General features: G+C 70.8%; 16 protein-coding genes. 2 read left to right on the top strand and 14 right to left on the bottom strand.

The genetic code is table 11. The features are described 5' to 3' along the window. Positions 1-10 precede the first annotated feature (10 nt). The 12 genes from AS594_RS29405 to AS594_RS29350 all read right to left on the bottom strand — a co-directional run bounded on the left by AS594_RS29405 (position 11) and on the right by AS594_RS29350 (position 12,652). Entirely contained in the window at positions 11-1,081 is a 1,071-nt protein-coding gene (locus AS594_RS29405; protein ID WP_069929844.1) for a glucose-1-phosphate thymidylyltransferase, read from the bottom strand. Continuing rightward, positions 1,078-2,367: a DUF418 domain-containing protein gene (locus AS594_RS29400; protein ID WP_069929843.1), complete on the bottom strand. Its 1,290-nt coding sequence runs from the start codon at positions 2,365-2,367 to the stop codon at positions 1,078-1,080. Before AS594_RS29400 ends, AS594_RS29405 begins: the two co-directional genes overlap by 4 nt. Before the next feature lie 70 nt (positions 2,368-2,437). Further along, complete coding sequence (locus AS594_RS29395; protein WP_069935490.1) at positions 2,438-3,028, bottom strand: dTDP-4-dehydrorhamnose 3,5-epimerase family protein; 591 nt, start codon at positions 3,026-3,028, stop codon at positions 2,438-2,440. Between the two features lie 45 nt (positions 3,029-3,073). Next, entirely contained in the window at positions 3,074-4,183 is a 1,110-nt protein-coding gene (locus AS594_RS29390) for a DegT/DnrJ/EryC1/StrS family aminotransferase (protein ID WP_069929841.1), read from the bottom strand. Beyond that, positions 4,180-4,905, bottom strand: coding sequence for a class I SAM-dependent DNA methyltransferase (locus tag AS594_RS29385; protein WP_069929840.1), 726 nt, complete (start codon positions 4,903-4,905; stop codon positions 4,180-4,182). Before AS594_RS29385 ends, AS594_RS29390 begins: the two co-directional genes overlap by 4 nt. Before the next feature lie 10 nt (positions 4,906-4,915). Continuing rightward, positions 4,916-5,992, bottom strand: coding sequence for an NAD-dependent epimerase/dehydratase family protein (locus AS594_RS29380; protein WP_338120191.1), 1,077 nt, complete (start codon positions 5,990-5,992; stop codon positions 4,916-4,918). Next, positions 5,989-7,359 (bottom strand): NDP-hexose 2,3-dehydratase family protein, encoded by a 1,371-nt coding sequence (locus AS594_RS29375; protein WP_107364793.1) that lies wholly within the window; start codon positions 7,357-7,359, stop codon positions 5,989-5,991. The genes AS594_RS29380 and AS594_RS29375 overlap by 4 nt, the downstream gene beginning before the upstream one ends. A 202-nt stretch (positions 7,360-7,561) precedes the next feature. Next, positions 7,562-8,194 carry a TetR/AcrR family transcriptional regulator gene (locus AS594_RS29370; protein ID WP_069929839.1) on the bottom strand — a complete coding sequence of 211 codons (633 nt, stop codon included), beginning with the start codon at positions 8,192-8,194 and terminating at the stop codon, positions 7,562-7,564. 12 nt (positions 8,195-8,206) lie between these two features. After that, positions 8,207-9,004 carry a 4'-phosphopantetheinyl transferase family protein gene (locus AS594_RS29365; protein ID WP_069929838.1) on the bottom strand — a complete coding sequence of 266 codons (798 nt, stop codon included), beginning with the start codon at positions 9,002-9,004 and terminating at the stop codon, positions 8,207-8,209. Positions 9,005-9,010: 6 nt separating this feature from the next. Further along, the gene (locus AS594_RS29360) at positions 9,011-10,285 is read right to left on the bottom strand and encodes an AMP-binding protein (protein WP_069935489.1); all 1,275 of its coding nucleotides are present in this window, start codon (positions 10,283-10,285) and stop codon (positions 9,011-9,013) included. A gap of 133 nt (positions 10,286-10,418) precedes the next feature. Then, positions 10,419-11,801, bottom strand: coding sequence for an FAD-dependent oxidoreductase (locus AS594_RS29355; protein WP_069929836.1), 1,383 nt, complete (start codon positions 11,799-11,801; stop codon positions 10,419-10,421). 113 nt (positions 11,802-11,914) lie between these two features. Then, complete coding sequence (locus AS594_RS29350; RefSeq protein WP_070343903.1) at positions 11,915-12,652, bottom strand: helix-turn-helix domain-containing protein; 738 nt, start codon at positions 12,650-12,652, stop codon at positions 11,915-11,917. A 137-nt stretch (positions 12,653-12,789) separates the two neighbouring features. Between AS594_RS29350 and AS594_RS29345 the strand changes: the two genes are divergently transcribed. Together AS594_RS29345 and AS594_RS29340 are read left to right on the top strand one after the other, a co-directional pair. Then, on the top strand, positions 12,790-13,080 hold the full coding sequence (locus tag AS594_RS29345; protein WP_069929834.1) for an antibiotic biosynthesis monooxygenase: 291 nt from the start codon (positions 12,790-12,792) through the stop codon (positions 13,078-13,080). Positions 13,081-13,667: 587 nt separating this feature from the next. Continuing rightward, positions 13,668-14,390 carry a helix-turn-helix domain-containing protein gene (locus AS594_RS29340; RefSeq protein ID WP_167368053.1) on the top strand — a complete coding sequence of 241 codons (723 nt, stop codon included), beginning with the start codon at positions 13,668-13,670 and terminating at the stop codon, positions 14,388-14,390. A gap of 68 nt (positions 14,391-14,458) precedes the next feature. On the opposite strand, the gene AS594_RS29335 is transcribed toward AS594_RS29340, so the two are convergent. Then, positions 14,459-15,976, bottom strand: a complete 1,518-nt coding sequence (locus AS594_RS29335) for a vanadium-dependent haloperoxidase (RefSeq protein WP_069935488.1) — start codon at positions 15,974-15,976, stop codon at positions 14,459-14,461. A gap of 252 nt (positions 15,977-16,228) precedes the next feature. Further along, positions 16,229-17,944 (bottom strand): thiopeptide-type bacteriocin biosynthesis protein, encoded by a 1,716-nt coding sequence (locus tag AS594_RS29330; protein ID WP_069929831.1) that lies wholly within the window; start codon positions 17,942-17,944, stop codon positions 16,229-16,231. Positions 17,945-17,967: the final 23 nt, after the last annotated feature.

Raw genomic sequence — 17,967 nt, 5'->3', positions numbered from 1 at the left:
GCCCGCCTCATCAGGTCGTCAGCATGTGCACGCTCGCGTGGTCGCCGACCATCAGGCGGTGGCGCCGTCCGGCCTCGGTCCCGGCGGCCACCAGGGCGGCCCGGCCGATGACCGAGCCGTGGATGCCGTCGACACCGCTGATCGTCGCCGCGTTCAGGACGATGGAGTACGTGACGCCGGCTCCGCTCAGCACGCAGTCGTCGCCGATCGAGGTGTCCGGCCCGACGACGCTGTCCTCGATCAGCGTGCCGCGGCCGATGCTCACCGGGCCGATGATGCGCGAGCCCACCACGCGGCTGTCCTCACCGATCACCACGGGGCCGGTCAGTACGCTGTTCTCGTCTGCCTTGCCGGCCACGGACGGGGTGAGGGTGCGCAGCATTTCGCGGTTGCACTCCAGCATGTCGTCGACCGTGCCCATGTCCCGCCAGTAGCCCGTGTAGCGGGAGGCACGGACGTCGTGCCCCTCGTCGACCAGCCACTGGACGGCGTCGGTGATCTCCAGTTCGCCGCGGGCGCTGGGCCCGATGGCGGCCACCGCCTCGTGGACGCGGGCGCTGAAGACGTACACACCGATCAGCGCCAGATCGCTCAGCGGCCGTACGGGCTTCTCCACCACGCGCGTCACCCGCTGCGGGCCGTCCAGCTCGGCCACGCCGAAGGCCCGCGGGTCGGCGACGCGCTGCACCGCGAGCTGGGCGTCCGCCCCGCCGGCCTGGAAGTCCGCCACGATGCCGGCGATGCCCTGCGGCAGCATGTTGTCCCCGAGGTACATGACGAAGTCGCTTTCGCCCAGGAACTCACCGGCGATCATGACGCAGTGGGCCAGTCCGCGCGGCGCGTCCTGGCGCAGGTAGGTGATCTGTACGCCGAGCGCGGACCCGTCACCGAGTTCGGTGGAGATGTCCTCGGCGTACGCGCCGACGACAATGCCGACCTCCGTGATCCCCAGCGCGCGGATGTCCTCCAGGATGTGTACGAGGACCGGCTTGTTGGCGATGGGGATGAGCTGCTTGGGCATCGTGTGGCTGAAGGGACGGAGCCGGGTTCCGGTGCCGCCGGCCAGCACGAGCGCTTTCACGACTGCTCCCCCGATGCCGGTTGCTTCGCCGGGCCCGAAGCGGGTGCGGGCTCGGGTGCCGGTCCGGTCGCCCGCCGGGCGGGCTTCCCGTACACGAGGCGGCGCATGAGTGCGTCGAGCGGCCCACGGAGTCCGGCGCGCTCCAGCGCGACGGCGACCGCCACCACGGTCAGCCAGACACAGACGGCGACCACGGCGGCCCCCGTGCTGTGGATCTCGTCGCCGAGCCCGAAGGCCACGCGCGCGAGGACCAGGGCGAGCAGGGAGGACTGGAGCAGATAGCACGTCAGGGAACGGCGGCCCACCGCGCCCAGTGCGCGCGCCACGGGGCCGGGGGTCAGGCCCCGCCGCTGGGAACGCGCCACGAGCAGCCCGAACGCCGCCGCGTAGGCGAGGCCGCCGGCGAAGCCGGTGACGACGTGCAGCGCGGTCACCGCGCCGGTGGCCACGCCACCCGGGTGCCAGGAGCCGGCGCCGATCAGCGCCAGCGGGATGCCGCCGGCCACCGAGACGGCGCCGCCGAGCAGCACCACGCGCTTGAGCAGGGCGCGGTGCCGGGCCGGGTCGTCCAAGTAGCGCCTGCGGGCGGCCACGGCGCCGACCAGGACGGCCGTAACGATCGGCCAGCCCAGCAGGATGTGCAGGGAGGCGAACGGCGCCTGCGACAGGCGCTCGACCACCGCATCGCCGTAGTCGTGGGCCCAGACGGTGCCGCGCAGTCCCTCGGTGCCCTTGGTGCTCTCCTCCACCGCCACGGCGAGGGACAGAAGAGTGGCCAGGACCGTCGCGAGGACGGCGCTGATCACCACCCCCTTGTTCAGGGCCCGGTCGCCGCGGGTCAGCAGCCAGCCGAAGGCCAGGGCGGCGACGCCGTACGGCGCGAGAATGTCGGCCGGGAAGATCAGTACGAAGTGGACCAGGCCGAACAGGACGAGGAAGACGCCGCGTCGGCGCAGCAGACGGCCGGCCGCGGCCGCCGTGGTGCCGGCCGCGCGCTGCCGCGCCACGAGCATCGCCATGCCGTAGCCGAAGAGGGCGGCGAACATGGGATAGGCCCGGTTGTCGACCAGGCCCAGGCTGAGGAAGGTGATCACCCGGTCGAGCGTGTCGCCGCCCCAGGGGTGCGTCACCACGCCCGGTTCGCTGGTCGTCACGTACATGGGCGCGTGGGCCAGGGCTATCAGCAGCAGCATGAAGCCGCGGGCGATGTCGGGGGCCGGCGAGCGTTCGGCGACGGTCACCCCCTGCCGCCTCACCGACGAGTTCACGGGCGTACGGGTCGACATGCGGTCCTCCCAGAGAGTCGGTCGCCGGGTCCGGCCCGGCAGGCCCCCACCGTCCGGTGAAGGCGTACGGTCACCGGGTCAGCTCCCGGCAGGTGGCGTAGTCCGGGAGGATGCCCGCCGCCGCGGCCTGCGCGAGTGTGGGCGCGACGCGGTCCCGGTCGGACATGACCGGCACGATGTCGGCGGGGACGGGCAGGCCGAGTTCCGGATCGAGGGCGGACAGGGCGAGTTCGTTCTCGGCGACGTAGCCGCTGGAGAGCATGTAGGACATGACGGTGTCGTCCTCCAGCGCGACGAAGGCGTGGCCGACGCCGACCGGGAAGTACATCGCCCGGAAGTGCACCGGGTCCAGCAGCACCGCGTCCCAGCGGCCGTACGTCGGTGACCCGACCCGGATGTCGACGACGATGTCGAGCGCCGAGCCCTGGGCGCAGTAGACGTACTTGGCGGTGCGGGGGGGTGTGACGGTGAAGTGCACTCCCCGTACGACACCGCGGGCGGACCTGCTGTGGTTGGTCTGGGCGACCGGGAAGAGGGGGCGGCCCATCGCCTTTTCGAAGGCCTCCTCCTGGAAGGGCGAGACGAACAGCCCGCGCTCGTCGGGGAAGACCCGCGGAGTGAACTCCACGGCTCCCTCGACGGCGAGTTCACGTATGTCCATGGCTCCTCCTGAGCGGGTCCACTGTGGGGGCGGGTGCGGGCGGTGTCACAGCTTCGCCAGCACCTGGCGCAGCGCGCCGATCACCATGTCCTGGGTCCGGGGCGGCAGCGACGGGTACATCGGCAGCGAGAAGATCTGGCCGGCGAGCGACTCGGTGACGGGCAGCGAACCCTCCTGGCGGCCCAGATGCGCGAATCCGCTCATGGTGTGCACGGGCCACGGGTAGCTGATGTTGAGCTCGATGTCGTAGTCCTTGAGCGCCCGGAGGATCTCGTCCCTCATGGGGTGGCGCACCACGTACAGGTAGTACACGTGGTCGTTGCCCGGCTCGGTGGACGGCAGTACGAGGCCCGTGCCGGCGAGCCCTTCGGCGTACCGCTCGGCGACCGCGCGCCGGGCCTCGATGTAGCCGTCGAGCCGGGGGAGTTTGCGCCGCAGGATCTCCGCCTGGACCTCGTCGAGCCGGGCGTTGTGCCCCGGGGTCTCGACGACGTAGTAGCGCTCCTCCATGCCGTAGTACCGCAGGCGCCGCATCCGCCGGGCGACCTCGTCGTCGCGGATCAGGGTGGCGCCGCCGTCGCCGTACGCCCCGAGCACCTTGGTCGGGTAGAAGGAGAAGGCCGCGGCGTCGCCGGCGGTTCCGGCGAGCCTGCCGTGCCGGCGGGCGCCGTGCGCCTGGGCGCAGTCCTCCAGGAGGAGCAGGCCGCGCTCGGCGGCGAGGCGTTCCAGCGGCTCCATGTCGACGCACTGGCCGTACAGGTGGACCGGCAGCAGGCAGCGGGTGCGGTCCGTGACGGCGGCCGCCACCTGCGCGGTGTCCATGAGGTAGCTGTCGGGGAGGATGTCGACGAAGACGGGGGTGGCGCCCATCGCGTCGATGGCCACCACGGTCGGCGCCGCGGTGTTGGCGACGGTGATCACCTCGTCGCCCGGACCGACACCGAGGGCTTGCAGCGCGAGTTTGATCGCGTTGGTGCCGTTGTCCACGCTGACGCAGTGCGGGGCGTCGTGGTAGGCGGCGAAATCCCGCTCGAAGCCGTGCATGCTGCTGCCCAGTACGAGCCGGCCGGAGCTGAAGACCGTGTCGACCGCGTCGAGGATCTCCTTCCGCTCGTTCGCGTACTCCTCCAGGTAGTCCCAGACCCTGGTCGTCATGCGCTCACCGCTTCTTCTCGGATGCCGACGAACAGGCCGCGGCCGGACGGGGTGCCTTCGACGTACTCGGTGGCGAACCCGGCCTGGCGCAGGGTCCGTTCGTACAGGTCGCGCGGGAACAGCTGGTGCAGGTAGGTCTCGGTGAAGTGCCTGATGCCGGAGCCGGGGTCGGCGACGACGTAGTGCACGTCCATGCGCGACGCCCCGCCCTCGCGCCTCGCGTGCGAGACGCGGGAAATGGTGCGGTGGTCCGGGGTGAGCACGTCGGCGGCCACATAGCCCTCGGCGAAGTTCTCCGGGAACCACCAGGGTTCGACGACGACCACGCCGCCGGGCCGGAGGTGGCGCGCGAAGCGGCGCATCGTGGTGGCGAGTTCGGCGGCGCTCTGGTGGGCCACCGAGGCGAACATGCAGACGACGGCGTCGTAGGTCCGGCCGATGTCGAACGCGCGCATGTCGCCCTGGTGCAGGCGCGTGGCGGGCATCCGCCGACGGGCCACCGACAGCATCGCCTCGGACAGCTCCAGCCCTTCCACGTCGTCGAACAGCTCGTCGAAGCAGCGCAGGTGTCCGCCGGTACCGCAGGCGACGTCGAGCAGTGAGGAGGCCCCGGGCGAGCGGCTGCGGATCTGCTCCGCCACGTACTTGCTCTCCGCCGGATAGTCCTTGCCGCGCAGCGTGTACACGTGGTCGTAGATCTCGGCGAACTCCGGTCCGTACATGGCTCTCCCGTCACTTTTCATGGGCCTCGGCCCCGGCCAGGGCGGTCACCGTGCGCTCCAGTGCCGTGTGCAGCGGTATGCGGGTACGCCAGCCGGTGACCCGCCGGAAGGGCGAGGAATCGATGGTGACGCTCCGGAAGTCCGTGGCGGGCGCGTCGGCGGGCGGCTCGACGGAGACGACGGGCACCGGCGGCTTGCCCAGCCGGGCCGCCACGAGCGCGGCGACGGTGCGGCACACGTCTCCGAGCGGGTCGCCCCGGCCGGCCCCGAGCAGCCAGTGGCCGCCGGCCAGCGCGTCCGGGTGTCCGAGCGCGGCCACGAAGGCGTCCGCCACGTCCTCGACGTGCACCAGGTCGCGCTTGACGGTGCCGTCGTGCCACAGCGTGAGGGGCTCACCGGCCAGCGCCCGGCGCACCATGAAGGCCACGACTCCCCGGTCCTCCGCGTGCGGCGCCGCCACGTGCCCGAACACCGTCGGCAGGCGCAGGCTGACGCCGCGCAGCACGCCCTCCTCGGTGGCCGCCTTCAGCAGCCGCTCCGCGCCCAGCTTCTGCCGGTCGTACGCGGTCCCGGGGTGGTCCGGCTCACTGCCGTCGATGGGCGTCCCGGGCGGCAGGCCGATCTGGGAGGCGGCACCGGCGTACAGGACCAGCGGAGGAGGCCCGTCCGCGCGGCGGCGGCGCAGTACCTCGCAGAGGTTCTCCATCACGCCGATGTTGACCGCCCGGCTCGCCGGGTCGCTCTCGGCCGCCCGCCAGCCACCGCTGTGCGTGACGAGGTGCACCACCACGTCGGCGCCGGACACGGCGGCCGCCAACTCGTCGGGAGAGGTGAGGTCGGCGGTGCGCACCTCGGTACGGGCCGGTCCTGCGCCGGGCACGAAACTGGGCCTGCGCGCCACCGCCCGCAGCCGGACCGGGTGGCGGGCGAGCGCCGCCGTCACCGCCGATCCGACGAAGCCGGAGGCTCCCAGCACGGTGATCGCCGGCATCGCGCCCTGCTCCCGCTGCCGCTGGTGTTCCCGGTCCCGCGCCCGCGCCTGCCCGTGCTCCTGCCCCTGCCCCTGCCCCTGCCCCTGCCCCGTCATGACGTCTCCCGCCGCTCGTTCGCCAGCGCCGAACCGGCCGGTTCGTACAGCGCGTGCAGACATGCCAGGAGACTCCGGGCCTCCATGTTGACGTAGTGGCTGTGGCGCATCAGCGCGGAGAGCTGCGACAGCGACACCCAGCGGAAGCCGGGGTGGTCCGGCCGCTCGTCGGTCTCGACGACGAGATGCCTGTTGCGGGTGTGGAACAGGCGCCCGCCCTCGTCCGACAGCGTGACATCGAACCTGATCCGCTCCGGTGCCGCCGTCAGCACCTCGTCGAGGAACAACGGCCGGGCGCCGGGCGGCAGATGGTCGTAGTTGCGCGGTGTGCACTGCACGGTCGGCCCCAGCTCCACGACGTCGACGCAGCCCGGTTCGGGCCGCTGGTTCACCAGTACGTGCGGCACTCCGTCGAAGCGGGTGACCAGGAACGCGACGAGGCCGGTCCCGTGCGCGGCGATCATCGGCTGGGACCACGCGCCGACCTCCCGGCCGGCGGCCTCCACCCGTACCCCGATCACGTCGAAGAACCGGCCGCTCTCGTGGGCGATGCCGGACGGGCCGCGCTGCCAGCCCTTGAGCTCGGTGAGCGGCAGCCGCTCGGTGCGTACGTCGATCCGGCTGCGGGCGGCGGTGATCCAGCTCAGCAGGTCCTCGGTCGTGGAGGGGCCGGAGCCGCGCCGGTGCGACGAAGGCCGTACGCGCGGCTCCCCCTCGAACGGCATGCAGGCCAGCACGCTGCGCGCGTCCATGCTGACCAGGTCGTCGATCCTCAGCAGCCGGCGTATCTCGGCGAGGGTCAGCCAGGTGAAGCCGTCCGCGGCCTCGACGTCCTCGCGGACCTCCACGATCATGTTGCGGTTGCGCTTGCGCAGGAACCACGACGCCTGTTCGGACTGGCGTACGTCGGCGATCACCCGGTGCGCGGCCGTGTTCTGGAAATACTCGAGATACGGAACGGGCTTTCCCCGGTGGACGCCACTGAAATTACTGCGCGTGGCCTGTACGGTGGGGGAAAGCTGAAGCCCATTGATGTTCCCCGGCTCGGCCTTGGCCTGCATAAGGCACCGCACTACACCACCGAAGCGTTTCACCAGAATTCCGAGAATTCCTGTTTCCGGCTGATTTATTATGGGCTGGTCCCAGCTTTGGACAGCCCCCTCGGAAAGGTGCGTACGCAGCCCCTCGATGGAGAAGAACCGGCCGCTCCGGTGCGTCAGCGCGGCGGCGCCCGGGGCGCAGTCCCAGGAGTCCAGCGCGGTCAGCGGGACACGCTCCACCCGCGTGTAGATGTTCTGCCGAGCGGCCTCGAACCACCGGTGAAAAGCCGCCGGAGCGTACGGCGTATCGGCGAGAAATTCCTTCATCAGCAACTCTCGGACTAGGTGGGGACCGACGCGTCACTATCAGCAGAGACTGATTTTCGCGCAGGCCGCCACCTTTTGGCGTCTCCCAGATTGCTCACACTGTCCGCTGCCCGGTTCATCAATTGGGGAAGCGGGAAGGCCCCTCATCGGATCGCGGGAAGCCGTCGCCGAAGACGCGCGGTGGCCGCGCTCCGGCCGGGGGTCAGGCCGGCTGACCGATCAGGTGGTGGCAGTGACTGTCGTACACCCACTGCTCCCACTCCTCGGGCGTCCAGCCCCGTTCGGACACCAGCAGGTGGTACAGCTCCGGGCCGAGCAGGACGTACGAGATATCGACGGCCCGCTCCACGGCGAGCCCGTCCGGCAGGGCGTGCTTGCCCGCCAGCGACTCGACGAAGCGGCGCTGCACGATCAGCCGCTGGCGCTTGTTCGCCTCCCACAGCTCGGCGCCGTCGCCGCTCGTCGTCGCGGCGTTGCGCAGCACTTCGAGCAGCGGGCCGACGCGCTCGAAGACCAGACGGGTCAGGCGTACCTGGAGCCGCAGCTGCTCGCGGGGATTCTCCGCCGCGAGCGCCTCGACCACCTGGGGGCGTTCCAGCGTCGGTACCGGGTCCTCGTCGCCCGCGATGTGGACGTCGATCAGTTCCTTGAGGATCCGCTGCTTGCTGCCGAACGAGAAGTAGATCGTCTGCACCGCCACGCCGGCCTCGCGGGCGATGGACTCGATGGTCGTCGCACCGTAACCGTGTTCGACGAACAGCCTCATCGCGGTATCGAGCATCCGGTTGCGCGTCTGCTGCGCCTTCAGCCGGCGGGCGGGGGGCTTGTTCACCATCTGGTCCACTTCCTACTCACTGCGACACGCGTCCGAAACGCCGCTGGGCGGCGCGTCCGGAGATCCGCCGTGTCGGCGCCCTTCCCGCTCCAGCAGGCCAGGCAAGTATGACTGCCGTGCCGGGCCGCCGGGCACGGGGCCACGCTGGCCGGGCACCGTGACGGCGGTGACCACGATTCCCCGCTCGACCAGCCACCGGCCAGACAGCTCACGCGGGGCCGGTCCGCCGTCCCGCGTCGACGCGTCCGGCACGGGCGCGACGTGCGCCGTGAACTCCTGACGGTCGGGGAACCAGTCCACCCGCACCTGACCGAACCGCAACGGGAGCCCGGTGAGCGGGTACCACGCCTTGTACACGCTCTCCTTGGCGCTGAAGAGAAGCCTGCCCCAGTGCACCTCCGGTTCCCGGAGGGCCAGTTGAGCGATGCGGGCCTCCTCGGCCGGCCGGGCGACAGCGCCCAGGACTCCCTCCGGAAGAGGGTGATGGGGTTCGGCGTCGATGCCGACCGAAGCCATCCGGGAGAGGTGGACGACGGCCGCCGCCCGGTACCCGGCGCAGTGCGTGATGCTGCCGCGGACGGCCTCGGGCCACAGCGGCGCGCCCTTCGTGCCCCACAGCAGCGGCCGTGCGGGCAGGCCGAGACCGGCCAGCGCCCGGCGGGCGCAATACCTGCCGGTGGCGAACTCGCGCTGCCTGCTCCGCACGGCACGGGCGACCAGGGCCCGCTCCGCCGGAAACAGCCCGGCCCCGTCCACGTCCCCGAAGACCTCGGCCGTCGCGACGGGTTCCGGGAGTACGCGTTCGATCACGGGCCCTCACTCCCCCCGCACTCCGACGGTCCCGGTGATCTCCAGAACGCCGTCCGGCCGCCATCGCCCCAGTCTGCCGGAACGAAGTGGCGCGCCGCCTCCGTGGACCGGTGATCCCCACCGCGGGGCGGGGATGCTGTCGAAGGGCAGCGCCGGCCCGGTCGCGCAGACCTCCCCGGCCAGGCCGGTCGGCACCAGGCGGCCGTCCGGCCCGAGGATCCGTACGTGGGCTCGTGGTACGGGTCTGCCCACCGCGATGCCCGTGCCCCCGGTCCGGTGTCCCGGCGGCAGCTCCCGCGTCGCCCAGGGCACGGCTCCGCCCGCCGGGGCGAACTCGGCCCACAGCCGTGTCGTCGGCAGTACCTCGAAGTGCAGGTCGGCCAGGTCGTCCGGGCACGGGCCGCCGAGGAGCACGACCACCCGTGGCCTGGCGGGGCGTGGTGCCTGCCGTGCGGCCTCCAGGACCAGCCGGTACTCGCGCGGGCCGAACACGGCCACGGCCGAACCGAACGCACCCGCGGTGTCGGCGCCGCCCCCGGCGGGCGGTACGCGGACCGCTCCGCCGCAACGGAACGCCCACCACATGGCCGACAAGGAAGGTGCGCCGAGCGGCAGTTGGGAGGTCCGCACGGTGGACGTGACCCTGCCCACGTGATGGACCCGGGCCGCCAGCGCGAGCCCCCACGCCCGGTGGTCGACCAGTTGACCGCCGCCGACGGGGCCGTCCCCGTGGTCGACGAGCAGGTACGCGGCCCCCGTCGGCTCGGAGCGGGGCAGCGCGCGGTCCACCCGCAGCGCGCCGATCTTGCTCCATGCCTCCTCGGCGTCCAGGACCAGGCAGGCGGCCCTGCCCGCCCACACCGGCTGGGTGGAACGGCTGCACAGGGCGGTGCGCGCCCCGCTGATCCGGGCGACACGCTCCACCAGGGCGGCGTCGGTTCCGGGGGCGACCGGCACGCAGACTCCGCCGGCCTTCAGTACGGCGAGCTGTGCCAGCAGTGCCTGGGCGTGGCTCTCGCAGTGGACGATCACCGGGTCGCCGAGCTGTACCCCGCCCCGGACCAGAGCGGTCGCCAACTGCACCGCCCTGGCCTCCGCCTTGCCGTAGGTGAGGAGGTGCGGGCCCTCCTGGAGAGCGATGGCGGCCGGTTTGCGCAGAGCGGCCCGCGAGAACATCCCGTCGAGCGTGGACGTCTCCTCCACGACCGGCGGGGGACGTTCGTGCCCCGCCGCACGCGTACGGGCCCGGCCGTCGACGAGGACCTGATCAGTGAGTACCACGGCTCCCCTTGTCCTGATGAATGACAGCGAGGCGCACAGGTACGGCCTGCCTCGGTGATCGGCTGACGAACCCGGATGTTCGGCGGTCCCCCGGCGCTACGGCGTAGCCGGTACGAGGGCCACCGCCCTCACCTCACGCCCCGGGTGCGGAGGGGGTACGACGGGCCGCCGCGACCTCGGCGCGGGCCGGTGAGCGGCGTGCGGCGAGCAGCGACCGGACCACGGTGTCCGGACGGACCACCGACGCCGGCGGGGCCAGCAGGTGCTGGACGTTGAGCATGACGCGGTGTGCGGGCACCGACACATGGCTGGCCATCATGACCTGGCGCACGTACCGGTTCATGAAGTCGGTGGTGCGTCCCTTGGCCCCGGTGGTCTCGGGATACATGAAGTCGCTGCTGGTCGACATCTGCCACGGTGTGGCGATGACCTTCGACGCCGCCCGGTAGTACCGGCGGGCCATGGCCGCCGTGGCCGCGCCGTGCCGGTCCAGGGACCGGGCCAGCTCCACGGCCTCCAGGGTGGCGACCGTCATGCCCTGGCCGTACAGCGGGTTGAAGCTGCATATCGCGTCACCCAGGGCGACGTATCCCTCGGGCACCCGCGAGAGCCGTTCGAACCAGCGCCGGCGGGCGGCCGGGTACAGGAAGCGGTGGGCGTCGTCGTCGCTGACCGGCTTGGCCCGGGCCAGCAGATCGGACACGTACGGGCTGGGCAGGGCGTCGGCGAAGGCGGTGAAACCCTCCGGGTCCACCGGCGCGTGGGCGCGGTGCCATCCGCCGAGTGTGACCATCCAGCGGTTGCCCTCCACGGCGAACACCGCCGCGGCCCGCTTGTCGTGGGGCGGTACCGCCGACATCAGGTAGAGCAGGGCGCCCTCGTGCAGTTCCCCGGGCTCACGGTGCAGGACACGGGTGGTGTATCCGACGTCGATCTTCACGGTGGTGGTCTTCGGCGCCGGGCAGTCGAGCGCCTCCAGCCAGCGGTCGGTCCGTCCGCCGCTGCGCCCCGTGGCGTCGACGACGAGCGAGGCGCCGAGCCTGCGGCCGTCGTCCAGGTCGACTCCGAGGACCCGGCCCGGTACGCCGGCGAGCCCGCTGACGGCGGTCCGGTCATGGATCCGGACGTTGGGCAGTGCCCCCACCCGGCGCCGGATCGTCTGCTCCAGGAAGGCGCGGGTGAGACTGATGCCCAGCTGCCCGCTGGCGAACCGGGTGCGCAGCGCGCCCATCTGATGGAACAGCAGGTCGTATCCGGGGTCGAAGGGCACCGCGCCGCCCGCGATCAGCTCGTCGGTGAGGCCGGGGAAGAGCTTCTCCAGCTTCATCCGGCCGCTGATGAGCAGTGCGTGCGCGTGCGGGCTCTGGGGCACCCCCTTCCGGTCCTCGGCGCCCTCGGGCAGGACGTCCCTGTCGATCACGGTCACGGAGTCGAACTTCGGGGAGAGAGTGCGCGCTGCGACCAGTCCCCCGATCGAGCCTCCGATGATCACTGCGTGTCCACCGATGACGCCCACGTGCCCTCCTCAGGAAAACAGCAATTCCGGCGCGGCCCGCACCGTTGTGCCATTCTTGGGGCACCGCTCCCAAGGTGTCTTCTCCCGGGTTGCTCAACCGTGAGGGACAGCCGTCAGGACTGAAAGAGTTCCGGAAGTGCGGCGCCGATCGTGGCCCGCTCGACGTCGAACAGCTTTGTCTGCAACGGGGATTTGAGGACCAGGTCGACGAGGATCACCGAACCCGGTGCGACATAGAACGGCCCGGCGCTCCCGACCACAATGGACCGCTTTCCGGTGCCCGCGCTGCGCGAAACCGCCTGTACGTACCAGGGTCCTTCGGGAACGTAATCGATGCCCCAGATCCGGCTGCCGTGCTCCAGCCGCCTGCACCGCGACGGCCGGTCGTAACGGCCCACCGGTGGAATGGCCGCCACGAATACCGGCTCGCCGTCCTGTCCGTCGTTCCGGAAAATTCGCCCCTGGAACGATCCGTAGGCGAAGGCCGCGTCGTCCGTCGTACCGGCGGTGAAATCTATGGCCGTCTGACCGAGCTCAACGAGCCGCCGGAATCGCCCCGGCGACACACCGACGCTCTTCGTGAATCGCGTCGTGAAACTTCCGAGGCTGGAATACCCGACCTGAACCGAGATGTCGGCGATGCGGTCGGAGGTGTAAAGCAGCTTCCGTTTCGCGACCTCCTGCCTTACCGCGGCCAGGAAACGGGCGGGTGGCAAACCGGTTTCCTGCCGGAAAATCCTTGCCATGTGGAAGGGGCTCAGCCTCGCCATGTCCGCCAGCGTGCAGAGCGACAGGTCCTCGCTGTAGCGACCACGTATTCCTTCGATTACACACTCGATCTCAGGCCGCATCAGAACTCCCCCATGAGTGCCGCTGTCCAGCAGGACCGGCCCCTGTGGTTCGAGGCGGGCCCTGGCCCCTTGACTCGTGAACGTAGTGTCAGTCTAGAGTCTCACATGAGAGAGCAACTCTAGAGAGGGACCTTGGTATGAGCGTTGTCCGGATCACCCGCTTCAAGACCGACCCCGCCAACGACGAGGAGATGCTCGCCCGGCGCACCACGCTGATCGCCGCAGTCCGGGCCTCGTTCCCCGGGCTCACCGAAGCGCGGCTCGGCCGGCTCGAGGACAAGTCGTGGGTCGACCACTGGTACTGGGACTCGGCCGAGAGCATGCAGAAGGCGCTGGCAGGAGCCCCGACGATGGCCGAGGCAGGCGCGGCGTTCTCGGTCACGACCGACGTGACGGCCGAGACGGCCGAGATCGTCGACGTGGTGTAACCACCGGCCCACCCGAGCATCCCTTCACCTCTTCTGCCCGCACAGGCGACCCCGTTCCGGGGCCCCTGTCGCGGGCAGAATTTTTTTCACCCGGACATCGGCGCGAGCGGCGTCCGCACCGCCCGAGCCCTCCGAGCCGACCGCCCGCGGACCGGAGGAGTGCGATCCGGACAAGCGGACGCCGCCACCCCGCTTCAGCCGCGGCCGGCGGCACGGCCCGCCGCCACCGCGCAGCCCGGCAATGAGGACATTACGCAGAATCAACAAGAATTAACGTCCGACGAATGGTGACCGGAAGGCTCCGAATCACCACCAAATGCATCGGCCGACGACTTCTTCCGGAACCGCAAGGACGAAGAAGACAGACGCTTGTTCGATCTGTGACTATCTCCTGGGTACGGCATCCGCCGCCGCACGCCGCCTCCGCTCCGAAGACACAGCACGACATCACACGGGATGGCAGTCCAATCGCCTTCGTCCGTGAGCACGGTCGCGTGTCTACGCGCGACACATCACGTCGTACGGATTGTTCTATCAGCGATTGAGTTCACTGGGGGAGCACAATGGAACACGCGATTCAGTGTGCCGTGGAAACGATACGAGAGAGATATTCCGAACCGCTGACGCTCGACGAGCTGGCCGAGGCCGCGATGGTGAGCAAGTTTCACTTCCTGCGGACGTTCCGCCGTATCACCGGGGTTACCCCCGGCCGTTTTCTGAGCGCCATAAGGCTTCACGAGGCGAAACGCCTTCTCGTATCGACCTCGCTCAATGTGAGCGACATCGGCGCGCAGGTCGGCTACAGCAGCACGGGAAGTTTCACCCGCCGTTTCAGTGAGTCCGTGGGGTGCTCGCCGACTCAGTACCGGCACACACGTCACGGCACCCGCCGTCCGGCCGACCGGGCCATCGGACTCGTCGGACACGGCACGCAGCCGGCCGGTCAGGGCTCGATATCGGGCGTGGTGCGGTCCCCCGGCGGAACGGATTCCGGCATTTACATCGGGGTGTTCGAGAGCCCCATTCTGGAGCGGTCCCCCGCCGCCCGTGCGATTACCGCGCATTCGGGCCAGTTCCGTATGACAGGCATTCCGAACGGGACCTGGTACGTGCACGCCGTGGCGCACACCCCTCTCCCGGGCACCACCCCGGCCTCGACCCCGCAGCCCGTGCTCTCCGGGACGACGGGCCCGGTCACCGTCGGCCCCGGGGCCTGCCCGGCCGTCCGGATCACCCTGCGACCGCTCGGCTGGGCCAACCCGCCGATCCTGTTCGCGCTCCCGGTCGAGTGGTCCGCCGCCGCGTCCTGACAGGCGGGGTTCCGACACACGAGAGCTGTCCCGGTCCGCGGACCGGGACAGCTCTCGTCATGCGGCTGTCACACCTTGCCGTCGATGTGTTTGCGTACGAACGTGTAGGCTCGGTCGCCGATCTGACGGCCCATGTCCCAGGACGCCTCGATCGCCGGCATGAAGTGCACGCCGCCCCAGTACCGGGTCAGACCGCAGTCGCGCGCCCAGTCGGTCCAGTTGTCCCAGCTGAGCACCATGTCCTGGGCGGGCGTGACCCCCGGCTCCACCAGGGACGAACCCTTGCGCGCGGGGATGCGGACCTTGAGCTCGTCGCTGCCCAGCATGCGCCGCACCACCTGCGCCTGCGCCGAGCACAGGGAGGTCGAGCCGGACGGGTACTCCGGGTGGTCCACCACGGCCAGGTAGCTCTGCCACTGGTCGGCCGGGATCTTGACGGTCCCCTTGCCCGGTCCGCCCCAGGCGGTCACCGGCCGGTCCCCGTACACGTGGCGGACGGCGGTGAACGGCCGGACGGAGTCGTAGACGTGCTTGTTGTACCAGGCGGCGATCGAGGCGTCGAACGTGGCGGTGTCGGCCGCCATGTGGAGGTGGATCCATCCGTCGAGGTCCAGCCCGGCGCTCTCCGCGACCGAGCCAATGGCGGCGCCGAGACTGGTGAACTTGTCGTCGAACATCTCCGCTTTCATCTTCTGCTCGTCGGTCAGGCCCGCCGACGTCGCCAGGATGCCGTCCGCCTGGCGCTTGTACGCCTTGCGGTCGTGGTGGTCGCTGGCCGCCGGCGCGGGGAGGCGGAACTCGCTCGGATCGGCGTACGAGTACGGCCGGACCAGCCGCAGTTGCGGTGTGACGAAATGCTGGACCTGGAAGACACCATTTCCCTTCGTCACGACGTTGGGCTGCCAGCGCGAGGGATTCTTTACCCGGTAGGCCGTATTCACCGGCTCGTACCCGGTGTAGTCGGCGAACGGCTGGAGGTTGTACGTGCGGCCGCCGTGGTCGCCCAGCTGGTTCATTCCGTCGTGCATGCGGCTCTTGATGACACCCTTTGCCGCGAGATTGCCGATCCCGACCGGGGTATCGGTGTTCTCCTGATTGTCGTCCGGGTCCATGTCGACCGAGAGCATTACCTCCCGCCAGACCGTCCGGAATTGCGGGAGAAGAGCGCTGTACATGCGGTACGAGGCGTAAAGCAGCGCGATGTTCTTGTTCTTGTTGGTCTTCGCTTCGCCCGCCGGGCGCCGGCCGAGGTTCGAGTGCACCCCGACCGCGGTCGGGTGGTACGGCGCGATCGCGTCGAACCAGGCGTGCGCCACCAGGTTCGCGAATCGGATGATGAGCGAGGCGTCGCTCGGCGCGATCGTCGACCTGATCGGGTCCCCGGAGACCGGCCCGAACACGTCCAGGGCCGCGTTGCCCTTGTCGAAGTCGAAGTGGTGCCGGACGCCCCGCGCCGCCTGCGCCTTCGGCGCCGCGGGACCCAGCCAGTCGGCCGCGACGAGCCCGGCTCCCCCGGCGACGCCGAAAAGTATGGAGCGGCGTGCGACGCCGTCGCCCTGTCTGCGCGCATTCCGGTGCTCGGTCATGCCAGTCCCCCTGATGTGAGTGGCCGGCGATTTCGCCGGCGCGGCAACCATCACAGAAGGAGTCAGGCGTGTCCTCTCCTGAATTGCTCGACATGAGACGGGGCAATCCGGCATTTTTCGCACGTCGAGTCACGGCCGGAGCGACCGTCCGCACCGAACCGGCATCTGACCAGATGCTGACACTAGAGTCGTCATACAGTATGGTCGGCCTCGCCGGGCGGACGACCGTGCCCGCTGCTTGCCGGCGCGTGGTCAGGCTTGGGAAGCGGCTCCCCCCGCCTGAGGGGGCGGCTGCACGACGCCGACGAGATGGACGTAGACCACGGACGAGTTGACCCCGTCCAGCGCCAGCGTCTCGTTCACGGTGTCGTCGTAGAACCCGCCCAGCCCGACCGAGGATTTACCCAGCCACGTCGCGACGAGCGCCAGGTTCTGCGCGAGGTGACCGCTCTCCTGCAAGACCAGCCGATAGGAGCGCAGGCCGTAGTGGAGACGCTGAAAGGTCAGGTCCGCCACCGTGAAGATCCACAGCGGGCAGTCGTCGACGTGCAGATTCCCGCCGGCCTTGGGCGGGAACACCACCCGCGGGTCCGTGGCGGGCGCCATCCGCATCAGTTCGGCGCAGATGTCCCGGGCACTCAGCTGGTCGAGCGCGTGCCCCGCCGGGTCGTAGAGGTAGGTGCCCCGCGCCAGTCCGGCGACGTCGTGGCAGTAGAGCAGCGTCCGCAGCGGGTAGCGGGTGCCGCCGCTGGGGTACGGCCGGACCGGGTACGAGACGTCCGCTCCCGGCATGGTCTTCTCCGCGGTCACACCCGCGGAGAAGTACAGCAGGGTGCTCAGTTCGTCGAGCGTGACCGGGCCGCCGTAGTACCCGTAGGCGCTGCGCCGGGCGAGCAGGACCTCCTCGAACCGGGGCGCGTCCGGCCCCGGGGCCTGCGGCCTCGCCAGCTCGACGCGTGCCAGCACGGGCGGCAGCTCCTGCCGTCCCTCGCAGGTCGCGCCGGGCATGTCGGGGCGCTGGTCCATGAGCCGGGCCCCGAAGTACTTGCCGTACTCGTGCGTGCGCCGGTCCGCGGCCGCCGGGGAGTCCGCGAAGAAGGGATCACGGCGGCCCTCGGAGACCAGGTCCATCGACACCAGCCAGGCCACGTACGCCTGGTCGTGCGCGTCGAGTCCCAGCTGTTGGTGCATCAGCCGGGTCAGGGCCCGGAAGACGGTCCGCGGGGACGCGTCGAGCCGCCCGGCCTCGTGCCGCGCCGTCAGCGCCGCCCAGGTCTCGCACTGCCGGCGGTACCAGTCGCCGACCGTGGTGCCGGGTGCGGAGATCTCCGCACGCGTACGGTCGTGCCGGTGCTGCCACTCCGCCTCGTTGCGGAAGTGGTCCTCCTCCGCGCGGCCGCGCGCGTCGGCCACGTCCGCCTCCCCCGCCAGGGAGGAAGCGTGGCCGCGCAGCCACTGGACGGCGCCACCCCAGTCCGCCCCGGTGGCCGACGCCGACGCCAGCGTCAGGGCGGCGGCCGCGCGCAGGCGTTTCTCGCGCGACGGCGTCGCCCGTATCGTCTCGATCGCGAGGCGGCCGCCCGCCGCGAACTGCTCGGCGCAGACCGCGAATCCCTCGGCGCCGCCGAACCGGTCCGTGTCCGGGGCGCAGGGTGTTTCCGCCACCGCCTCTTCCAGCGCAGCGCCGTCAGGGCCACCGGAGGCGATCGCCTCGCGCAGGGCCGTCACGCTCCCGTCGTCGCCGAGGACATGGACGCGCAGCCGCGCCCCGTCCGGACCGGTCCGCTCCCAGTACCAGCTCTCGACGGCGCCGCCGGCCGTGGCCGCGGCCGCCCAGGGGCCCACCACGGTGAGCAGCAGTCGCTCCGCCCGGTCCGCGTCCCTTTCGAGCGGCACCTCCAGGGACCTCCAGACGGACTTCCCGTCTCCGGTGCCTTCGGTGCCTCCGGTCCTGAACATCGTCGTCATTCCGCCATCCGTCCTCGGTCCGC

Source organism: Streptomyces agglomeratus (assembly GCF_001746415.1).
Taxonomy (GTDB): domain Bacteria; phylum Actinomycetota; class Actinomycetes; order Streptomycetales; family Streptomycetaceae; genus Streptomyces; species Streptomyces agglomeratus.
Note: the sequence above shows the minus strand (reverse complement) of the source record. Positions and strands in the feature narration are given on the sequence as shown.

Bases quoted from the DNA above. Each gene is read 5' to 3' on its own strand.
- AS594_RS29330 (WP_069929831.1), bottom strand. From the start codon at position 17,944: ATGACGACGATGTTCAGGACCGGAGGCACCGAAGGCACCGGAGACGGG.
- AS594_RS29335 (WP_069935488.1), bottom strand. From the start codon at position 15,976: ATGACCGAGCACCGGAATGCGCGCAGACAGGGCGACGGCGTCGCACGC.
- AS594_RS29380 (WP_338120191.1), bottom strand. From the start codon at position 5,992: ATGACGGGGCAGGGGCAGGGGCAGGGGCAGGGGCAGGAGCACGGGCAG.
- AS594_RS29385 (WP_069929840.1), bottom strand. From the start codon at position 4,905: ATGTACGGACCGGAGTTCGCCGAGATCTACGACCACGTGTACACGCTG.
- AS594_RS29395 (WP_069935490.1), bottom strand. From the start codon at position 3,028: ATGGACATACGTGAACTCGCCGTCGAGGGAGCCGTGGAGTTCACTCCG.
- AS594_RS29390 (WP_069929841.1), bottom strand. From the start codon at position 4,183: ATGACGACCAGGGTCTGGGACTACCTGGAGGAGTACGCGAACGAGCGG.
- AS594_RS29345 (WP_069929834.1), top strand. From the start codon at position 12,790: ATGAGCGTTGTCCGGATCACCCGCTTCAAGACCGACCCCGCCAACGAC.
- AS594_RS29350 (WP_070343903.1), bottom strand. From the start codon at position 12,652: ATGCGGCCTGAGATCGAGTGTGTAATCGAAGGAATACGTGGTCGCTAC.
- AS594_RS29370 (WP_069929839.1), bottom strand. From the start codon at position 8,194: ATGGTGAACAAGCCCCCCGCCCGCCGGCTGAAGGCGCAGCAGACGCGC.
- AS594_RS29400 (WP_069929843.1), bottom strand. From the start codon at position 2,367: ATGTCGACCCGTACGCCCGTGAACTCGTCGGTGAGGCGGCAGGGGGTG.
- AS594_RS29375 (WP_107364793.1), bottom strand. From the start codon at position 7,359: ATGAAGGAATTTCTCGCCGATACGCCGTACGCTCCGGCGGCTTTTCAC.